Source organism: Pseudomonas sp. (assembly GCF_041601375.1).
In the GTDB taxonomy this organism is placed as follows: Bacteria; Pseudomonadota; Gammaproteobacteria; order Pseudomonadales; family Pseudomonadaceae; genus Aquipseudomonas.
The window spans coordinates 1-17,073 of sequence record NZ_JBFIIG010000085.1; the positions used below are offsets into that span (position 1 = coordinate 1).

Below are 17,073 nucleotides of genomic sequence, written 5' to 3' on the forward strand. Positions count from 1 at the left end.
GAGCTTTCCGCTCGGCCATGGCGTATTGCAACTGGCGACCCGGCGCAAGATCGGCAAGTCCCTGGCCGGCCAGTACGATCAGGCGATTCTGTTGCCCAATTCGCTGAAGTCGGCGCTGGTGCCCTTCTTCGCCGGGATCGCAAAACGTACCGGCTGGAAGGGCGAGATGCGCTATGGCCTGCTCAACGATGTGCGCGTGCTGGATAAAGAGCGCTACCCGCTGATGATCGAGCGCTTTATGGCGCTGGCCTATGAGCCGGGTGCCGAACTGTCCAAGCCCTATCCGCGGCCGTCCCTGCACATCGACCAAGGCAGTCGCGCGGCGGCGCTGAGCAAGTTCGGTCTGAGCCTGGACCGGCCGGTGCTGGCGCTCTGTCCCGGGGCCGAGTTCGGCGAGGCCAAGCGCTGGCCGAGCGAGCATTACGCCCAGGTCGCCGAGGCGAAGATCCGTGCCGGCTGGCAGGTCTGGCTGTTCGGCTCGAAGAACGATCACCCGGTGGGTGAAGAGATCCGCCTGCGGCTGATTCCGGGGCTGCGCGAAGAAGCGGTCAATCGGGCCGGTGAAACCAGCCTGGCCGAGGCCATCGACCTGCTGTCCTGCGCCGGCGCCGTGGTCTCCAACGACTCGGGGCTGATGCATGTGGCCGCCGCGCTCAATCGTCCACTGGTGGCGGTCTACGGCTCGACTTCGCCGCAGTTCACCCCGCCGCTGGCCGAGCAGGTGGAGATCGTCCGCCTGGGCATCGAATGCAGCCCCTGCTTCGACCGCACCTGCCGCTACGGCCACTACAACTGCCTGCGCGAGTTGGCACCGCGGCCGGTGCTGCAGGCGCTGGATCGCCTGGTGGCCGATCCGATCGAGCCGGTTGAGGTCCAATAGTGCGGGTATTGTTGATCAAGACGTCCTCGCTCGGCGATGTCATTCATACCTTGCCAGCTCTCACCGACGCGGCTAGAGCGATTCCCGGTATCCAGTTCGACTGGGTGGTGGAAGAGGGCTTCGCCGAGATTCCCGCCTGGCACCCGGCGGTGGCCCAGGTGATTCCAGTGGCGCTGCGGCGCTGGCGCAAGCACCTCTGGCAGCCCCTGAGAAACGGCGAGTGGCGCCGTTTCAAGGCGCGTCTGGGGGAAGCCCGTTACGACCTGGTGATCGATGCCCAGGGCTTGCTGAAGAGCGCCTGGCTGACCCGCTACGTCAAGGCGCCGGTGGCCGGCCTGGGGCCGGACTCGGCGCGTGAGCCGATCGCCAGCCGCTTCTATGATCGTCGTTACAGCGTGCCGCGTGAGCAGCATGCGCTGGAGCGGGTGCGCCAGTTGTTCGCCCAGGCGCTGTGCTACCCGCTGCCGGCGGGCATCGGCGACTACGGGCTCAATCGCGCGCGCCTGGCCGGTGCGGTGGAGCAGCCGTATCTGCTGTTCCTGCACGGCACCACCTGGGCGAGCAAGCATTGGCCGGAAGCCTGCTGGCGCGAGCTGGCCGAACGCATGAACGCGCTCGGCTGGGCGGTGCGCCTGCCCTGGGGCAACGAGGTCGAGAAGGCTCGCGCCGAGCGCATCGTCGCCGGTCTGGACAAGGCCGCGTTGCTGCCCAAATTGAACCTGGCCGGCGTGGCCAAGGTGATCGCCGGTGCCAGCGCCTGCGTGGCGGTCGACACCGGCCTCGGTCATCTGGCCGCGGCCCTGGATGTGCCGACCATCTCGCTCTATGGGCCGACCTCGCCGGGGCGGGTGGGTGCCTATGGTCGTTCCCAGGTTCACCTGTGCGCCACGGGCCCGGGTGCCGGTTCGGGCGACCGCCACAAGCCCTGTTTCGAGACGCTGTTGCCGGAACGGGTGGTCAGCGAGTTGCAGGCGTTGCTGCTGGCCGAGGCCGTCGTCTGATGCGGGTGCCGTGCATTTTTCCCGGGTTGCAGCCGGGCTACGCGATTGAAGGGCACGCCTGATGCAATTGGCTTTTATCCTCTACAAATATTTCCCCTATGGCGGCTTGCAGCGCGATTTCCTGCGCATCGCCCTGGAGTGCCAGCGGCGCGCTCATGCGATCCGCGTGTATACGCCGATCTGGGAAGGCGAAGTGCCCGAGGGTTTCGAGGTGGTGGTGGTACCGGTCAAGGCGCTGTTCAACCACAAGCGCAACGAGAAGCTCACGGCCTGGGTCGAGGCCGACCTGGCCAAGCGTCCGGTCGACCGGGTGATCGGCTTCAACAAGATGCCGGGGCTGGATGTGTATTACGCCGCCGACGGTTGCTTCGAGGACAAGGCGCAGACCCTGCGCAACCCGATTTACCGCAAGTGGGGGCGTTACAAGCATTTCGCCGACTACGAGCGGGCGGTGTTCGCCCCCGAGTCGAAGACCGAAATCCTGATGATCTCCGAGGTGCAGCAGCCGCTGTTCATCAAGCACTACCACACCCCGCGGCAGCGCTTTCACCTGCTGCCGCCGGGTATCGCCCAGGACCGCCGTGCGCCGGCCAATGCCGACGAGATTCGCGCCGAGCTGCGCCGCGAATTCGGCCTGGCGGATGACCAACTGTTGCTGGTGCAGATCGGTTCCGGGTTCAAGACCAAGGGCCTGGATCGCAGCCTGAAAGCCGTCGCCGCCCTGCCGCGCGAACTGCGCCAGCGCACCCGGCTGATCGTCATCGGCCAGGACGATCCGCGTAGCTTTCAGCTGCAGGCCAAGGCGCTGGGGATTGCCGAGCAGGTGCAGATCCTCAAGGGCCGCAGCGATATCCCGCGTTTCCTGCTCGGCGCCGACCTGCTGATCCATCCAGCCTACAACGAGAACACCGGCACCGTGCTGCTCGAGGCGCTGGTCGCCGGCCTGCCGGTGCTGGTGACCGATGTCTGCGGTTACGCCCATTACATCCGCGACGCGGATGCCGGGCGGGTGCTGGCGAGTCCCTTCGACCAGCAGCGCCTCAATCACACCCTGGCCGACATGCTCGCCGACGATCGCCGCCGTGCCTTCTGGGGGCGTAACGGCCTGGCCTATGCCGACTGTGCCGACCTCTATTCCATGCCGCAGAAGGCGGCCGATGTGATCCTGGCGGAGCACCCATGAAGTTGCTGCTCAGCGAACCCTTCAAGACCCTGTGGGCCGGCAAGGACGCCTTTGCCGAAGTGGAGGCCTTGCAGGGCCAGGTCTACCGCGAACTGGAGGGGCGGCGCACCCTGCGCACCGAGGTGGCCGGGCGTGGCTACTTCGTCAAGATCCATCGCGGTATCGGCTGGGGCGAGATCGCCAAGAACCTGCTGACCGCCAAGTTGCCGGTGCTCGGCGCGGGTCAGGAGTGGCGGGCGATCCAGCGCTTGCAGGACGTCGGCGTGGCGACCATGACCGCGGTGGCCTATGGCGAGCGCGGCAGCAATCCGGCGCGGCAGCATTCCTTCATCGTCACCGAGGAACTGGCGCCCACCATCAGCCTGGAGGACTTCAGCCTCGACTGGCCGCAGAACCCGCCCGCGCCCGCGCTCAAGCGTGGACTGATCGCCGAAGTGGCGCAGATGACCGGGCGCATGCACCGCGCTGGGGTCAATCATCGCGACTGCTATATCTGCCACTTCCTGCTGCATACCGACAAGCCGGTCAGCGCGAGCGATTTTCGCCTGTCGCTGATCGACCTGCACCGCGCGCAGATCCACGCCAGCTTGCCGCTGCGTTGGCGCAACAAGGACCTGGCGGGCTTGTACTTCTCGGCCCTGAATATCGGCCTGACCCGGCGCGACAAACTGCGTTTTCTCAAGGGCTATTTTTCCGCCATGCATGACCCGCAAGGCCAGGGCGCGCCGTCGCTGCGGCAGATCCTGCATGACGAGGCGCAGTCGCTGGCCTGGCTGCAGCACAAGGCGGACAAGCTGCTGGCCCGCTATGCGCGCAAATATGCACCGGGTGCCGGCCATGAGTGAGTGGCGGCTGAGCGAGGAGGCGTCGTCGCGGGTGGCGGCCGCCTTTGCCGATCTGGATGCGGTGTTCGCCCTGCAAGGCGAGCGCATCACCCGCGACCCGCTGTCCGAGGTGATTCGCGTCGAGTACGAGGGCGTGCGCTACTACGTCAAGCGCTATCACGGCGCCGGCAAGGGGCTGCGCCGCTTTATCGGGCGGCCGCGGGTCAAGGCCGAGTGGCAGAATCTCAAGTATTTCGCCAAGTGGGGCATCGCCACCGCGCCCATCGTCGCCTACGGGCTGGAGCGCAAGGCTGGCGCCTTCGTCCGTGGCGCGCTGATCACCCGCGAGCTGGTCGCCACCGAGGACATGGCGCAGTTGGCGCAACGCGATGCGGCCTGCCTGCGCGATCGCGCCTGGGTGGCGCGGGTCAGCCAGCAGCTGGCCACGGCGACCCGAACCCTGCATGACCATCACTTCACCCACAACGACCTGAAATGGCGCAACTTGCTGGTCAACGATCAGGCCGAGCTGTTTCTCATCGACTGCCCGACCGGTGCCTTCTGGTGGGGGCCGCTGTTGCGCTATCGCATCGTCAAGGACCTGGCCTGTCTGGACAAGGTGGCCAAGTACAAATTGTCGCGCACCCAGCGCCTGCGTTTTTATCTGCAGTACCGCGGGCGGCAGCGCCTGAATGCGGCGGACAAGTGCCGTGTGCGGCAAATCGTCCGCTATTTCGAGGGCCGCGAATGAAGGATTTTATCGCTGGACAGGATCGTGCGCTGCTCGAGCGTCACGGCCTGGCCAGCTATGACGCGCTCTGGGCGCTCAAGCTGGAAGCGGTGGATGAACCGAACACCGAGCGCGGTGGCTGGAGCAGTGTCTATCGCCTGGATTTGGGCGAGGCCGCGTTCTTCCTCAAGCGCCAGAGCAATCACCTGACCCGCCGGCTGACCTGCCCGCTGGGGGAGCCGACCTTTGCCCGCGAGTTTCGCAATATCCAGCGTTACCAGCGCCTGGGGATTCCGGCGTTGCAGGCGGCGTTTTTCGCCCAGCGGCGGGTGGCCGGCGAGCGCCGGGCGGTTCTGCTGACCCGCGCCCTGGATGGCTGGCAGGATCTGGAGGCGCTGCTGGACGGTTGGCAGCAGCGCGCCGAGAGCGAGCGCGCGAGCATTCTGCGCAGTTGCGGCGCCCTGGCGCGGCGCCTGCATGACGCCGGGCAGATGCATGGCTGCTTCTATCCCAAGCATATTTTTCTCAGGCAGAACGCCGACGCCTTCAGCGCGCAATTGATCGACCTGGAAAAGACCCGGCCGCTGCTGTTCGGCGAGCGTGATCGGATCAAGGACCTGGAGCCGCTGCTGCGTCGCGCCAGCCTCTGGAGCGAGAGCGAAGTGCGCCAGTTGCTGGCCGCCTACCTGGGCGCGGACGCGGATGTCGAGCGCTGGTGGCAACGCCTCGGCAGCCGCCGGCGGAACAAGGAGGCGCGCCGATGAAGCCGATGGAACGGAAAGCCACGGCCTTGACCCTCGCCGAACTGCGGCGGGGCGGACGCAGTCCGCAGGTGCCGCTGTCTATCGAACTGGCGGACGCTGCCGGCCCGGCCACCCTAGTGCTGCAGCGCCTGCTGCGCGTGCTACCGGGGCAGCGCTATGTCGGCGTGGCCGAATGGCGTGGGCGCAAGGTGCTGGCCAAGTTGCTGGTCGGTGGCAAGGCGGCACGCGCCTTCCAGCGCGAACTGCACGGCGCCCGCCTGCTCGCCGGGCAGGGCCTGCCGACGCCGCTGCTGCTGGCCGATGGCCTGCGCGCAGGCGAGGGCGGCTGGTTGCTGTTCGAATATCTGGATAACGCCGAGAGCCTGGGGGATGCCTGGCGCGCGGTCGAGGGGCAGCCGTTGCTGTCCGCTGGCCAGCAGGCTGTGCTCGGCGAGGCCCTGGAACTGGTGGCCCGGCTGCACGGTCAGGGCCTGTGGCAAGCCGATCTGCACCTGGACAACCTGCTGCGGCATGCCGGCCGCCTGTTCGTGATCGATGGCGGCGGCGTGCGCGGCGAAACGCCCGGCCAGCCGCTGTCGCGGGACAAGGTACTGGAGAACCTCGGGGTATTTTTCGCCCAGCTGCCGGTCGAGCTGGAGTCGTTTATCGAAGAGCTGCTGGTGCATTACCTGCTGGCTAATGGCGAGCATGCCCTGCCGGTGGAGGCCTTGCTCAAGGACATTGACAAGGTTCGCCGCTGGCGCCTGCGCGACTATCTGCGCAAGATCGGCCGCGACTGCAGCCTGTTCAGCGCACACCGCAGTGCGTCGGTCCTGCGGGTGGTGCGGCGCCGGGATGAGAGCCACCTGGCGCCATTGTTGGCCGATCCGGATGCGGCCATCGCCGCCGGTCAAGCGCTCAAGCTCGGTGGCACCTCCACGGTGGCGCTGGTCGAGCAGGCTGGCCGCCAGTTGGTGGTCAAGCGCTACAACATCAAGGGCTTCGCCCATTGGCTAAAGCGTTTCTGGCGGCCGAGCCGCGCCTGGCACAGCTGGGTGGAGGGTAACCGCCTGGACTTTCTCGGCATCGCCACACCCAAGCCCCTGGCCCTGCTGGAGCTGCGCACCCTGTGGCTGCGGCGTAGGGCCTATCTGATTACCGAATACGCTGCCGGTGAGGATATAATCGCGCGCTTCAAACCCTGCCTGGATGCGCCGGGGGAGGCCGGTTCGCCGCCCGAGACCGAACTCCAGGCGCTGGATCTGCTGTTCGCGGCTCTGCTGCGCGAGCGCATCAGCCATGGCGATCTCAAGGGCAGCAACCTGCTCTGGCAGGGCGGTCGCTGGGTCCTGATCGATCTGGATGCCATGCAGCAACACCTGAGTGCGCACAGTTTCGCCCGGGCCTATGCCCGCGACCGCGCCCGCTTTCTGCGCAACTGGCCGGCCGATTCAAGGCTGTTCCAGCTGCTCGACGAACGTTTACCGCAGGTGCCCGGCACCTGCCCCGAATAGAGGTTTTCACCTGTGGCACTGACGATTCTTGGCCTGTCCGGCGCTCTCAGTCACGATCCTTCCGCCGCCCTGTATATCGACGGCAAGCTGATCGCGGCCGCCGAAGAAGAGCGCTTCGTGCGCGACAAGCACGCGAAGAACCGCATGCCCTACGAGTCGGCCAAGTTCTGCCTGGAGCAGGCAGGGATATCGCCTGCCGACGTCGACGTGGTGGCGATTCCCTTCGCCCCCATCAGCCTGTTCGGTGAGGCGCGCTGGAAGTATGCCAAGCGCTACTGGTATGCCCCGGACCGCGCCCTTGACGCGATCCTGATGGGCAATCGCCGCTACAAGCGCTACCGCAACAAGATCGTCTGGTGCCTGGAACAACTCGGCTTCGACCCGAAGCAGATCAAGATCGAGCCGGTCGAGCACCACCTGGCCCACGCCGCCAGCGCCTACCATTGCTCGGGCTTCACCGAGAAGACCGCGATCCTCGGCATCGACGGCAAGGGTGAGTACGCCACCACCTTCTTCGGCTACGGCGAGAACGGCAAGATCCACAAGATCAAGGAATTCTTCGATCCGGATTCGCTCGGCGGCCTGTACGGAGCGATCACCGAATTCCTCGGCTTCGAGATGCTCGACGGCGAGTTCAAGGTCATGGGCATGGCGCCCTACGGCGACGCCAGCAAGTACGATTTCTCCCGTCTGGCCACGTTCGAGAACGGCGAGCTGACCATCAACACCGAGTACGCCAACGTCATCGGCCTGCGCCGCTATAAAGAGAAGGGCAAAGGCTTCTACTTCTCGCCCAAGCTGATCGAGTGGCTGGGGCCCAAGCGCGAAGGCGATATCGCCGACGACCCCTACATCCATTACGCCGCCAGCATGCAGGCGCTGTTCGAGAAGCTGGCGCTGCAGATGATGGATCACTACCTGGGCGACATTCTCAAGGAAACCGGCAAGATCGCCTTCGCTGGCGGCTGCGCGCTGAACGTCAAGCTTAACCAGAAGATCATCGCCCGCGACGAGGTCAAGGAGCTGTTCGTCCAGCCGGCCTCCGGCGACGCCGGCACCGCGGTCGGCGCGGCCGCCTATGTGTCGCATGCTCGCGGCGTGCCGGTGGAGAAGATGGAGCACGTCTACCTCGGCCCGTCCTTCTCCAACGAAGACGTCATTGCCGCCTGCGCCAGGCACCCGAGCAAGCCGGTGTTCAAGCAGATCGACAACATGCCGCAGCGCATCGCCGAGATCATGGTCGCGGGCAACCCGGTGGCCTGGTTCCAGGGGCGCATGGAGTTCGGTCCGCGCGCCCTCGGTGGTCGTTCGATCGTCGGTTGCCCGAGCATTCCCGGGGTCGCCAACCGCATCAACGAACAGATCAAGTTCCGCGAGCGCTGGCGGCCCTTCTGCCCGTCGATGCTCGACACCGTCGGCTCGCAGATGCTCAAGGTCGACCACCCGTCACCGTTCATGACCTTCACCTTCGAAGTCAACGAGGAGTGGAAGACCCGCGTCGGCGAAGTGGTCCACGAAGACGGCACCTCGCGTGCCCAGGTGCTCAAGCGCGAATACAACCCGCGCTACTACGACATGATGCTCGAACTGGAAAAGCTCACCGGCAACGGCGTGTCGCTCAACACCTCGCTGAACCGCCGTGGCGAGCCGATGATCTGCTCGCCCACCGACGCGCTGAACATGTTCTACGGCTCGGATCTGCAGTACCTGATCATGGAAGACATTCTGGTGGTGAAGGACGGAATGGATTGGCATGAAAATGTCGGCTAAGCCGCTGCTTAGCGTCGTCATCCCCGCATACAATTATGCGGCGGTGTTGCCGCGTGCGGTCGAATCGGTGCTCGCACAACTGGATGATGCCGCGGCCGAGTTGGTCGTTATCGACGATGGCTCAACGGATGGATCTCGGCAGGTGCTTGACGGGCTGCTGGCGATTCACCCTGGGCGCTTTCGCGTCGTCCACAAGAGCAACGGTGGCGCCGCCTCGGCGCGCAACCTGGGCATTCGCGAGACTGCGGGCGACTACCTGATCTTTCTCGATGCCGATGACGAACTGGCCCCCGCCGCCCTGGCGGCGCTGCGCGCGCACCTGACGGCGCAGCCGCAGACGCGTCTGGTGATCGGCGGGCATATCGCCGTTGCCCCCGACGGCAAGCGCCGAGAGCACAAAGCTGTCGTCTTGCCTGAACAGCCGCTGGAGCGCTTGCGCGCCTATCTGCTGGACAAGCGCCTGGCCCTGTCCAATGGCGCCTGCGCCATGCGCCGCGAGGTGTTCGCCCGTGGTGACTACCCCGAGGCGTTCCGCAGCGCCGAGGATATCCCGGTGTTTGCCCAGGCCCTGGCCAATTACCCCTGCACCCTGCTGGAGCAGCCGCTGGCGCTGATCCATAAGCATGACGACAGCCTGCGCCACCAGTTCAGCCACGCCAAGGCCGGTGGCCTGGCGCTGGTCGACGAAGTGTTCGCCCCGCAGCGGCTGGATGCGCGCTACCAGGTGCTGAAAACCGCATTCTATGTGCAGCGCTGCCTGTCGTTGTTTCGCAGTGCCTACTTGGCCGGCGACGTGGCTGCGGCCAGGTCCTACTTCGCTGCGGCGGTGAAGGCGGATTGGCGGGTGCTGTTCAAGGTCTCCTATGCACGCAAGGCACTGCGCCTGTGGTTGGGACTGAGACCATGAGCCGCAAGATCAAGGTGCTGCAGTTGCAGAACCGATACAACGTCAATGCCTCCGATCTGGCCGAGCAGGTCATTCAGGGGTTGCCCGCCGAACGTTTCGAGGTGACCACGGCGTTCCTGCGGGGGCGGCCTGGTCCGGGGGAGCCGCAGAGCCGGGCAGTACGCTCGATCTATTTCGGCTTCAGCCAGTCGGACCTCAAGGGGCTGCGCCTGCGGGCATTGTGGCACCTGTTTCGACTGTGCCGCGAACAGCGCTACGACGTGGTGATCGCCCATCGATTCAAGCCGATGAATATGCTGATGTTGCTCAACCTCTGGCTGCGCATTCCGGCCTGTATCGGTGTGCAGCACGGTATCGGTGATTTCGATCGTGGCTACCGGCGCTGGGAAGCACGCCGGCTGTTGACGGCCAATTGGCGGGTGGTCGGCGTGTCGCGGGCGGTACGCGATTACCTGGTGGGCTGCGGGGCGGGTTTCGATGCCGGCAATACCGTGCAGATCAACAATGCCATCGATATCGACCGTGCCGAACGCCTGCAGCATCCGCGCGAGCGGGCGCGTAGCTTGCTGGGGCTGGCGCCGGAGCCCTTCATCTTTGGCGCCATTGGCCGGCTGGTGCCGGTGAAGGGGCATATCCACCTGATCGAGGCCTTCGCCCAGGTACAGTCCGTTTACCCGCAGGCCCAGCTGGCAATCATCGGCGAGGGGCGGGTGCGCGCAGAACTCGAAGCTGCAATCGTCCGCTTTGGTCTGGACGGAAAAGTGCATCTGCTCGGTGCCCGTGAGGATGCCCTGCAGTACGTACGCGCCTTCGACGCCTTCGTCATGCCGTCGCTGAGCGAGGGGCTGCCGCTGGCCTTGCTCGAGGGCATGAGCGGTCATTTGCCGGTAACCGGCTCTGATATCGACAGCCTGCGTCCGATTCTCGAGGATTGCGGTGGGCGGATATTCCCGGTCGGCGATGCTGCGGCCCTGGCCAAGCAGTTGGGCGCGGTGCTGGAACTGGATGCCGAACAACGCCGTGCCGAAGGCGAGCGGGCCTACAGCTACCTGCGTGGTGCGCATGCCATCGAGGATTTCCGCCTGCAGTACCTGCAGTTGATCGAGCAGTCATTAGCCGTGGAGCGAGCAGCCTTATGAGTGCTATTCAGGACGCCGAACTGCCTCTGGTGACGGTGATCATTCCGTCCTACAACCACGGTAAATATGTCGAGCAGAGCATTGCCAGCGTATTGCAGCAGTCCTACCCGCGGATGGAGTTACTGGTCGTCGATGACGGTTCGCAGGACGACAGTGTCGAGCGCATTCAGCGGCTTCAGGCGATACACGGCTTCGATTTTAGGGTGCAGGCCAACCAAGGCCTTTCGCGCACCTTGAATGACGCCATCGCCCGGGCTTCTGGCAGCCTGATCGCTCCTTTTGGATCCGATGACGTCATGTGTCCCGAGCGTCTGGCGCTACAGGTCGCGCATCTGCGTGACAAACCGGAAGTGGGTGTCTGTGGCGGCAATATCGAGAAAATCGACGAAACCGGACGGCCGTTAGCCAAGCAGCGCATGAAACCGGCCCGACGGCTGAACTTCGACGATGTCTTCCTCGGGCGCCAGCCCGGTGCTCCAGCGCCCACCATGCTGTTTCGCCGAGAAGCGCTGGAGGCCGTGGGGGGCTTCGATCCGGAGATCAGGCTGGAAGACTTGCTGATCAAACTGAAGATCACCCGGGCAGGCTATGTCATCGATGTGCTGGAGGCGGTATTGGCCCAATACCGCACGCATGAACATAACACCTATAAGAACTATCGATTCATGATCGATAACGTGTTGAAGACCTATGCGCAATTCAGCGACGAGCCTGCCTATGCCGAGGTTTGCGCGCGATTCATCAATTCGATGCTGCTCAAATGCGCACGCGAGGATAAAGCGCTGGCCCGCGAATTATTCGAGCAGCTGCCCTGGCGCTTTTGGGATCGCAAGACGGTGCGTGCCCTGGGGCGTTTTCTCTTGCCGGCTGCCAAGCGGGGGAGCTGAGTCCGACTCTTCAGGCCATTGTGTCCGGCGCCTCCAGGGTGCGCATGACTTTGGCGGGTATGCCGCCAGCGATGACGTTCGCGGGGATGTCGCTGTTTACGATCGAGCCATTGGCGATCACGCTGTTGTCGCCGATCGATACACCTTTAAGCACGGTGACGTCCGCGCCGATAAACACATTCGAACCGATGCTGACGGCCTGGCTCTGGTGCAGCCCCGAACTGCGCAAGCTGGGTTCGAGGCAGTGGAAGTCGGAGTCGTAGGCCGAGAAATTGTGGCCGATCAAGGTGTTGTCTCCAACGCTGATGCTGCTGCGCTCGGCAATCAGTACGGCGTTGTTGTTGAGATGGCTGTTTGCGCCGATCACGATCTGCGCTGTGACTTCCCGGGCCTCGATGTGGGCGTAGCCGTTGAGGAAGAAGGGCGAGGGCCATACACCGATACTTGACCTGCCGATGCGAATTTCGCCTCGCCCGGAGAACAGTGCCGGTTGTTTCAGGCGGCCTTGCATGAGGCGTGGCGGGTTTTCCGAAAGCAGCCGATAAACCAGCTTGCGACTGCCCTGCAGCAACTGCAACAGGTAACGCTTGAGTCCGGCGCGCCAACCATGCTTGAGTAGCTTCTTCATATAGTTGAGCGGGCGGCCAATGGCTTAGAGGGTTGCATGGTTAACCGCCTGAGCAACGTCGTGGGCTTGTTCGAGGGTCATGCTGGGGTCCATGGGCAGGCTCAATACTTCATCGTGCAGGCGCTCGGTGAGCGGCAATTGCAGGTGGCTGAGTTCCGGGTAGGCGTTTTGTCGGTGCGGGGCGATGGGGTAATGAATCAGGGTCTGGATGCCGGACCGGGCCAGTTGTTGTTGCAGCTGTTCACGCTGTTTGCTGAGCACCACAAACAGGTGCCACACATGCTGCTGCTCTTCCCCCCAGGCGGGAAGTGTTACGCCGGGATGCTTGATTAAATCCAGGTAGCAGCGAGCGATCCGGCGACGTTGTTCGGTCTGCCGATCCAGGTGCTGTAACTTCACCCGCAGCATGGCGGCCTGGATTTCGTCCAGACGGCTGTTCACCCCTTGAAACAGGTTTCGGTATTTTTCATGGGAGCCATAATTGCGCAGTGCACGCAAGGTCTCGGCAAGCTCATCATCGGATGTGGTGATGGCCCCAGCATCGCCCAGCGCTCCCAAATTTTTGCCTGGATAGAAGCTGAAGCCGGCTGCGTCACCCCAGCTCCCAGCTTTGCGGCCCGCCAAACTGGCGCCATGCCCTTGAGCCGCATCTTCAAGTACCAGGAGTTGATGTTCACCGGCAAGATTCAGGAGTTCCGGCATCTGCGCCAGGCGGCCGTACAGGTGAACCGGCATGATGGCTCTGGTACGGGGCGTGATCGCCGCAGCGACGGCGCTGTGGGATAAATTGAAGCTGCCCTCATCGGGTTCCACGAGCACCGGTTTCAAGTGGTTTTCGGTGATGGCCAGTAGCGTCGCGATGTAGGTGTTGGCCGGAACTATGACTTCATCGCCTTCTTGAAGCCGGCCTAGCTCCTGCCAGGCCCGCAGAGTCAGGGTGAGCGCGTCGAGACCATTGGCTACCCCGATGCAGTGGGTCGTCGAGCAGTAGGCGGCGAATTCTCGTTCGAATGCGGCGAGTTCATTGCCGGCGATATACCAGCCCGAGTCGATGACGCGGGCGCAGGCTTCCAGTAGCTCTGCCCTTAGCTCGGCATTGACGCTCTTAAGGTTCAGGAAGGGGATCATTTTCGTCCAGGAAGCGCACGATGCGCGCAGGGTTGCCGATTACAACTGCGAATGCAGGGACATCTGTCGTGACCACCGCGCCGGCACCCACCATGGCGTATTCGCCGATGGTCACTCCGGGTAGCAAGGTGGCATTGGCTCCAACCGAGGCGCCGCGCTTGATTCGGGGGCCACTGTAGTGCGTTGGATAAGCCTTGGAGCGAGGGGTTTTGTCATTGGTAAAGGTCGCATTGGGGCCAATGAAAGCACCGTCCTCGATGACCGTGCCATCCCAGAGATAAACACCGGATTTGATCGTGACATCGTCGCCGATCACCACCTCGTTTTCGATGAAGGTGTGCGCGCAGATGTTGCAGTTCTGACCTATCCGGGCGTTGGGCAATATGACCGAGTACTGCCAGATTCGTGTGCCCGCTCCAATGCTTGAGCTTTGCACATCGGATAGGTGATGAATCTTAGGCATTTGCCGCCTCTTTTACGAACTGCTCATAGTCACGGATATAGTCGGACTCGTCGTAGTGCTCGCTGGCGATGACCATCAATACGCAATCGCTGGAAAAGTCGAACATTTCATGCCAGACCATGGGCTCGATGCATAGTCCTTGCGCTGGTGAGGCCAGGTTCAGCGTTTGCCTGTTCAGCCCGTCGTCCAGGAGGAAGCTGCAGCTGCCACTTATGCAGACGGCAACCTGTTCAAGCGTGCGGTGGGCATGGAAGCCCCGGTGAAAGCTATTACTAAGATTGTAGAGGTAATAGACCCGGCGAATTTCAAATGGAATTTCTTTCCCGCCCTCCAGTGCCACCAATGCCCCGCGGGTGTCTGCAAATTCATGAAAATCGATCAGTTTGATTAGGCTCATGTTGTTACCTGGAAGTGCCAAGGGCTGCGGCGTGGGAAGCGCTTATTTCGTGCATCAATCTTTGGGCGGCGAGCTTTCCGGCGCTACTGGCATAGCCGCGAATCAGTGCGGCCAGGTGAACGCTGGCAAGCCATTGAGTGTCTTCATGGTAGCGAAGCAGGTGGCGGACATTGCGTTTGCGTTTCCAGCGAGGGAGTGGCTGGCCGCTGATCTGCATGTCGGATAGGTCGATCAGGCCGAAGCGCGTATCGGGCAGATACAGCACATTGCCCAGATGTAGAGAACGGAAGTACACGCCCAACTGGTGCAAGTGTCCGAGAAATGCTCCGAAAGAATGAACCTCGGTCTCCCGGGCCTCGTCTGTCAGGGTCCTCCAGCGGTCGCGCAGGGTTTCCCCAGGCAGGGGGCGGTAGCGCACGCCATTCAATTTCCGCCCGGGAATCAGCAGCAGCTCTTCAATGTCCGGGGATGCAATGCCGAGTTGCTGCAAGCGCTTGGCATTATTGGCGAAGCGGCGCGCGGGGAGCGACCAAAGTGCCGACGACAGTAGGCGCTTGCGGCGATACAGCTTGAGGAAGTCGCCGTCCGCCAGGCAGGCCACCTTGAGGCCGAGGCCATCTTCCTCGATCGTCTTGGCGCCACGCAGCAGGGTATCGAGTTCCGTTTCGCTGAGGATTCTCATGGTTTGCTCTGCAGGCGCTGACTAATGGACAGCGCGGCGACCAGGGAAAGGGGAATCCAGATCAAGAACCAGTTTTCGTTGGGTCTGGAGAAAAAATTACTGCCTTCGGTCAGGCCTGCCGCCAGGCCGTAGACAACCAAGGCGGACGCCAGTTGAAACTTGCCCTGGTGCCGTTGCTGCAGGCAGCGCAGCAAGATCAGGCCATACATCAGTAGCCAAAGGCTCAGACCAACCAGGCCGAGTTCAAGCAGGACGGCCAGTTCGACATTGTGCGGGTCGCTCAATGTCAAACCGGCCCCCTCGATATTGAATACGAACTGGCTGTCGAATCCGTGGCCAATCCATAGGTGCTCGCTGGCCTGACGTATGGCTTCACTCCAGAGTTGTGGGCGGAAGGACAGGCCACGTTGCAGCAGCAGCTCGGGCATCAGTGCAATGCTGATGGTGGCGGCAAGCCCCAGTGCCGCGACGAGGTAGAGCGCCCGTCGGCCAGTGATCGGGAGCATCCACAGGCTGGTGAGGGCCAGGGCCAGCAGCGGTGTGCGCGAGCCGGTGGCCAGCAGAGCCGCCAGCAGAGGCAGTGCGAGCAGGATTGGTAGCCAGTCATGGCGTTCGCTACGGGTCAGCCAGGCGGCGATCCAGTACGTGCAGAAAAACCCCAGCACATGGGAGGTGAGCAGCGGGTTACGCAATGCCCCTGTCCCTATCATACGTGCCCCGGCTGACGGGCCGGTAACGTAGACGTACAGGTTGATCAGGGCGGCGAGGGCGGCGAGCATGGCGCCGATGCGCAGGGTCTTGAGCAGCAGTTGCTCGTCCTTGCAGGCGATCAGTGTGCAGGCTGCGAACATCATGAACACATACAGCGGGCGCTTGGCCAGCCCGCCGAGGCCGTCATCGGCCCGCGTCCAGGCGAGGCTGAGCAGCAACCAGGCGGAAAAGACCAGGAAGACCAGCACCACGGGCTCGCGGAGGATTGGCCGTAGGTTATGGGGTGCAACGATCAGGGCGAACAAGGCGGGTGCGGCAATCAGACCGTAGTAAAACTTGGTGAACAGGCTGCCATCGGCAACCCAGAACAGACCGGTCAGGAGCACCAGATAGCCGAGCGCAAGCCAATGGCGAACGATGAAGTTTTCCATGAACAATAAAGTGGGATTTGTCAGCGTTTGCGATGTCTGCACTGGACCAGGCCGGGGGCTGTTGAGAGTTGGGCATCTTAAAGCATCCGCCGGGAAGAGGCAGCCACTGCTGTGCTAAGCTCGTCAGCCTTTTCGGCCAAGTCGAAGCGTGAACGCATGACCGACCAGCACTCAAACGCTACCCAAGCCTCTAGTCTGAAGATCTACTTCCGACTGCTCGGTTACGTAAAGCCCTACATTGGCTACTTTGCGATCAGTATCCTCGGCTACGTCATCTTCGCCTCGACTCAGCCGATGCTCGCCGGCATTCTCAAGTACTTCGTCGATGGCTTGTCCAATCCCGAGGCGGTGCTGTTTCCGGCGGTGCCCTACCTGCGTGATCTGCAACTGCTGCAGGCGGTGCCGCTGCTGATCGTGTTGATTGCCGCCTGGCAGGGGGTTGGGGCCTATCTGGGCAACTACTTCCTGGCCAAGGTTTCGTTGGGGCTGGTGCACGATCTGCGCGTTTCGTTGTTCAACAGCTTGTTGGCGTTGCCCAACCGCTATTTCGATAGTCATAACTCCGGGCATCTGATCTCGCGTATCACCTTCAACGTGACCATGGTCACTGGTGCGGCGACCGATGCGATCAAAGTGGTGATTCGCGAAGGCTTGACGGTGGTTTTCCTGTTCGCCTACTTGCTTTGGATGAATTGGCAGCTGACCCTGGTGATGCTGGCCATCCTGCCGGTGATTGCGCTGATGGTCGGCAGTGCGAGCAAGAAATTCCGCAAGCAAAGCAAGAAGATCCAGGTGGCCATGGGCGATGTCACCCATGTCGCCTCCGAGACCATTCAGGGCTATCGGGTGGTGCGCAGTTTTGGTGGCGAGACCTATGAGTCCACGCGATTTACCTCGGCCAGCCAGGACAACACCAACAAGCAACTGCGCATGACCAAGACCGGCGCGGTCTATACGCCCATGTTGCAACTGGTGATATACAGCGCCATGGCGGTGCTGATGTTCCTGGTGCTGTTGCTGCGCGGCGATGCCACTGCGGGCGATCTGGTGGCCTA

General features: G+C 63.1%; 18 protein-coding genes. 12 read left to right on the forward strand and 6 right to left on the reverse strand.

Going from position 1 to position 17,073, the window contains the following annotated elements; genetic code table 11:
• The 11 genes from waaF to ABZE94_RS12540 all read left to right on the forward strand — a co-directional run.
• Window positions 1–880, forward strand: an 880-nt coding sequence (gene waaF / locus ABZE94_RS12490) for a lipopolysaccharide heptosyltransferase II (protein WP_372875841.1), incomplete at its 5' end; no start/stop codon positions are given.
• Window positions 880–1,881, forward strand: a complete 1,002-nt coding sequence (gene waaC, locus ABZE94_RS12495) for a lipopolysaccharide heptosyltransferase I (protein ID WP_372875842.1) — start codon at window positions 880–882, stop codon at window positions 1,879–1,881. The genes waaF and waaC, both read left to right, overlap by 1 nt.
• 61 nt (window positions 1,882–1,942) lie before the next feature.
• Window positions 1,943–3,064 (forward strand): glycosyltransferase family 4 protein, encoded by a 1,122-nt coding sequence (locus ABZE94_RS12500; RefSeq protein ID WP_372875843.1) that lies wholly within the window; start codon window positions 1,943–1,945, stop codon window positions 3,062–3,064.
• The gene (rfaP, locus tag ABZE94_RS12505) at window positions 3,061–3,909 is read left to right on the forward strand and encodes a lipopolysaccharide core heptose(I) kinase RfaP (RefSeq protein ID WP_372875844.1); all 849 of its coding nucleotides are present in this window, start codon (window positions 3,061–3,063) and stop codon (window positions 3,907–3,909) included. The genes ABZE94_RS12500 and rfaP overlap by 4 nt, the downstream gene beginning before the upstream one ends.
• Complete coding sequence (locus ABZE94_RS12510) at window positions 3,902–4,639, forward strand: lipopolysaccharide kinase InaA family protein (protein ID WP_372875845.1); 738 nt, start codon at window positions 3,902–3,904, stop codon at window positions 4,637–4,639. Before rfaP ends, ABZE94_RS12510 begins: the two co-directional genes overlap by 8 nt.
• Window positions 4,636–5,382, forward strand: coding sequence for a lipopolysaccharide kinase InaA family protein (locus ABZE94_RS12515; protein ID WP_372875846.1), 747 nt, complete (start codon window positions 4,636–4,638; stop codon window positions 5,380–5,382). Before ABZE94_RS12510 ends, ABZE94_RS12515 begins: the two co-directional genes overlap by 4 nt.
• Before the next feature lie 26 nt (window positions 5,383–5,408).
• Window positions 5,409–6,875: a lipopolysaccharide kinase InaA family protein gene (locus ABZE94_RS12520; protein WP_372875858.1), complete on the forward strand. Its 1,467-nt coding sequence runs from the start codon at window positions 5,409–5,411 to the stop codon at window positions 6,873–6,875.
• Window positions 6,876–6,887: 12 nt separating this feature from the next.
• Window positions 6,888–8,645, forward strand: a complete 1,758-nt coding sequence (locus ABZE94_RS12525; protein WP_372875847.1) for a carbamoyltransferase — start codon at window positions 6,888–6,890, stop codon at window positions 8,643–8,645.
• Window positions 8,629–9,552, forward strand: a complete 924-nt coding sequence (locus tag ABZE94_RS12530; RefSeq protein WP_372875848.1) for a glycosyltransferase family 2 protein — start codon at window positions 8,629–8,631, stop codon at window positions 9,550–9,552. Before ABZE94_RS12525 ends, ABZE94_RS12530 begins: the two co-directional genes overlap by 17 nt.
• Window positions 9,549–10,691, forward strand: a complete 1,143-nt coding sequence (locus tag ABZE94_RS12535) for a glycosyltransferase (protein WP_372875849.1) — start codon at window positions 9,549–9,551, stop codon at window positions 10,689–10,691. The genes ABZE94_RS12530 and ABZE94_RS12535 overlap by 4 nt, the downstream gene beginning before the upstream one ends.
• On the forward strand, window positions 10,688–11,578 hold the full coding sequence (locus tag ABZE94_RS12540) for a glycosyltransferase family 2 protein (protein WP_372875850.1): 891 nt from the start codon (window positions 10,688–10,690) through the stop codon (window positions 11,576–11,578). The genes ABZE94_RS12535 and ABZE94_RS12540 overlap by 4 nt, the downstream gene beginning before the upstream one ends.
• Before the next feature lie 10 nt (window positions 11,579–11,588).
• Here the strand turns inward: ABZE94_RS12540 and ABZE94_RS12545 are convergent, their stop codons facing one another.
• Genes ABZE94_RS12545 through ABZE94_RS12570 form a run of 6 tightly spaced genes read right to left on the reverse strand, consistent with a single transcriptional unit; the run spans window position 11,589 to window position 16,018 of the window.
• Entirely contained in the window at window positions 11,589–12,206 is a 618-nt protein-coding gene (locus ABZE94_RS12545) for an acyltransferase (protein ID WP_372875851.1), read from the reverse strand.
• Between the two features lie 24 nt (window positions 12,207–12,230).
• Entirely contained in the window at window positions 12,231–13,334 is a 1,104-nt protein-coding gene (locus tag ABZE94_RS12550; protein ID WP_372875852.1) for a DegT/DnrJ/EryC1/StrS family aminotransferase, read from the reverse strand.
• Window positions 13,312–13,797, reverse strand: coding sequence for an acyltransferase (locus ABZE94_RS12555; RefSeq protein WP_372875853.1), 486 nt, complete (start codon window positions 13,795–13,797; stop codon window positions 13,312–13,314). The genes ABZE94_RS12550 and ABZE94_RS12555 overlap by 23 nt, the downstream gene beginning before the upstream one ends.
• Window positions 13,790–14,194 (reverse strand): FdtA/QdtA family cupin domain-containing protein, encoded by a 405-nt coding sequence (locus ABZE94_RS12560; RefSeq protein ID WP_372875854.1) that lies wholly within the window; start codon window positions 14,192–14,194, stop codon window positions 13,790–13,792. The genes ABZE94_RS12555 and ABZE94_RS12560 overlap by 8 nt, the downstream gene beginning before the upstream one ends.
• Window positions 14,195–14,198: 4 nt before the next feature.
• Complete coding sequence (locus tag ABZE94_RS12565; protein WP_372875855.1) at window positions 14,199–14,876, reverse strand: lipopolysaccharide kinase InaA family protein; 678 nt, start codon at window positions 14,874–14,876, stop codon at window positions 14,199–14,201.
• On the reverse strand, window positions 14,873–16,018 hold the full coding sequence (locus ABZE94_RS12570) for an O-antigen ligase family protein (protein WP_372875856.1): 1,146 nt from the start codon (window positions 16,016–16,018) through the stop codon (window positions 14,873–14,875). The genes ABZE94_RS12565 and ABZE94_RS12570 overlap by 4 nt, the downstream gene beginning before the upstream one ends.
• Before the next feature lie 156 nt (window positions 16,019–16,174).
• Here ABZE94_RS12570 and ABZE94_RS12575 point away from each other — a divergent pair.
• A partial coding sequence (locus ABZE94_RS12575) for an ABC transporter transmembrane domain-containing protein (protein WP_372875857.1) occupies window positions 16,175–17,073 on the forward strand: 899 nt, incomplete at its 3' end.

Bases quoted from the DNA above. Each gene is read 5' to 3' on its own strand.
- ABZE94_RS12550 (WP_372875852.1), bottom strand. From the start codon at position 13,334: ATGATCCCCTTCCTGAACCTTAAGAGCGTCAATGCCGAGCTAAGGGCA.
- ABZE94_RS12540 (WP_372875850.1), top strand. From the start codon at position 10,688: ATGAGTGCTATTCAGGACGCCGAACTGCCTCTGGTGACGGTGATCATT.
- ABZE94_RS12515 (WP_372875846.1), top strand. From the start codon at position 4,636: ATGAAGGATTTTATCGCTGGACAGGATCGTGCGCTGCTCGAGCGTCAC.
- ABZE94_RS12545 (WP_372875851.1), bottom strand. From the start codon at position 12,206: ATGAAGAAGCTACTCAAGCATGGTTGGCGCGCCGGACTCAAGCGTTAC.
- ABZE94_RS12510 (WP_372875845.1), top strand. From the start codon at position 3,902: ATGAGTGAGTGGCGGCTGAGCGAGGAGGCGTCGTCGCGGGTGGCGGCC.
- ABZE94_RS12565 (WP_372875855.1), bottom strand. From the start codon at position 14,876: ATGAGAATCCTCAGCGAAACGGAACTCGATACCCTGCTGCGTGGCGCC.
- ABZE94_RS12535 (WP_372875849.1), top strand. From the start codon at position 9,549: ATGAGCCGCAAGATCAAGGTGCTGCAGTTGCAGAACCGATACAACGTC.
- ABZE94_RS12555 (WP_372875853.1), bottom strand. From the start codon at position 13,797: ATGCCTAAGATTCATCACCTATCCGATGTGCAAAGCTCAAGCATTGGA.
- ABZE94_RS12530 (WP_372875848.1), top strand. From the start codon at position 8,629: ATGAAAATGTCGGCTAAGCCGCTGCTTAGCGTCGTCATCCCCGCATAC.
- rfaP (WP_372875844.1), top strand. From the start codon at position 3,061: ATGAAGTTGCTGCTCAGCGAACCCTTCAAGACCCTGTGGGCCGGCAAG.
- ABZE94_RS12570 (WP_372875856.1), bottom strand. From the start codon at position 16,018: ATGGAAAACTTCATCGTTCGCCATTGGCTTGCGCTCGGCTATCTGGTG.
- ABZE94_RS12560 (WP_372875854.1), bottom strand. From the start codon at position 14,194: ATGAGCCTAATCAAACTGATCGATTTTCATGAATTTGCAGACACCCGC.
- ABZE94_RS12500 (WP_372875843.1), top strand. From the start codon at position 1,943: ATGCAATTGGCTTTTATCCTCTACAAATATTTCCCCTATGGCGGCTTG.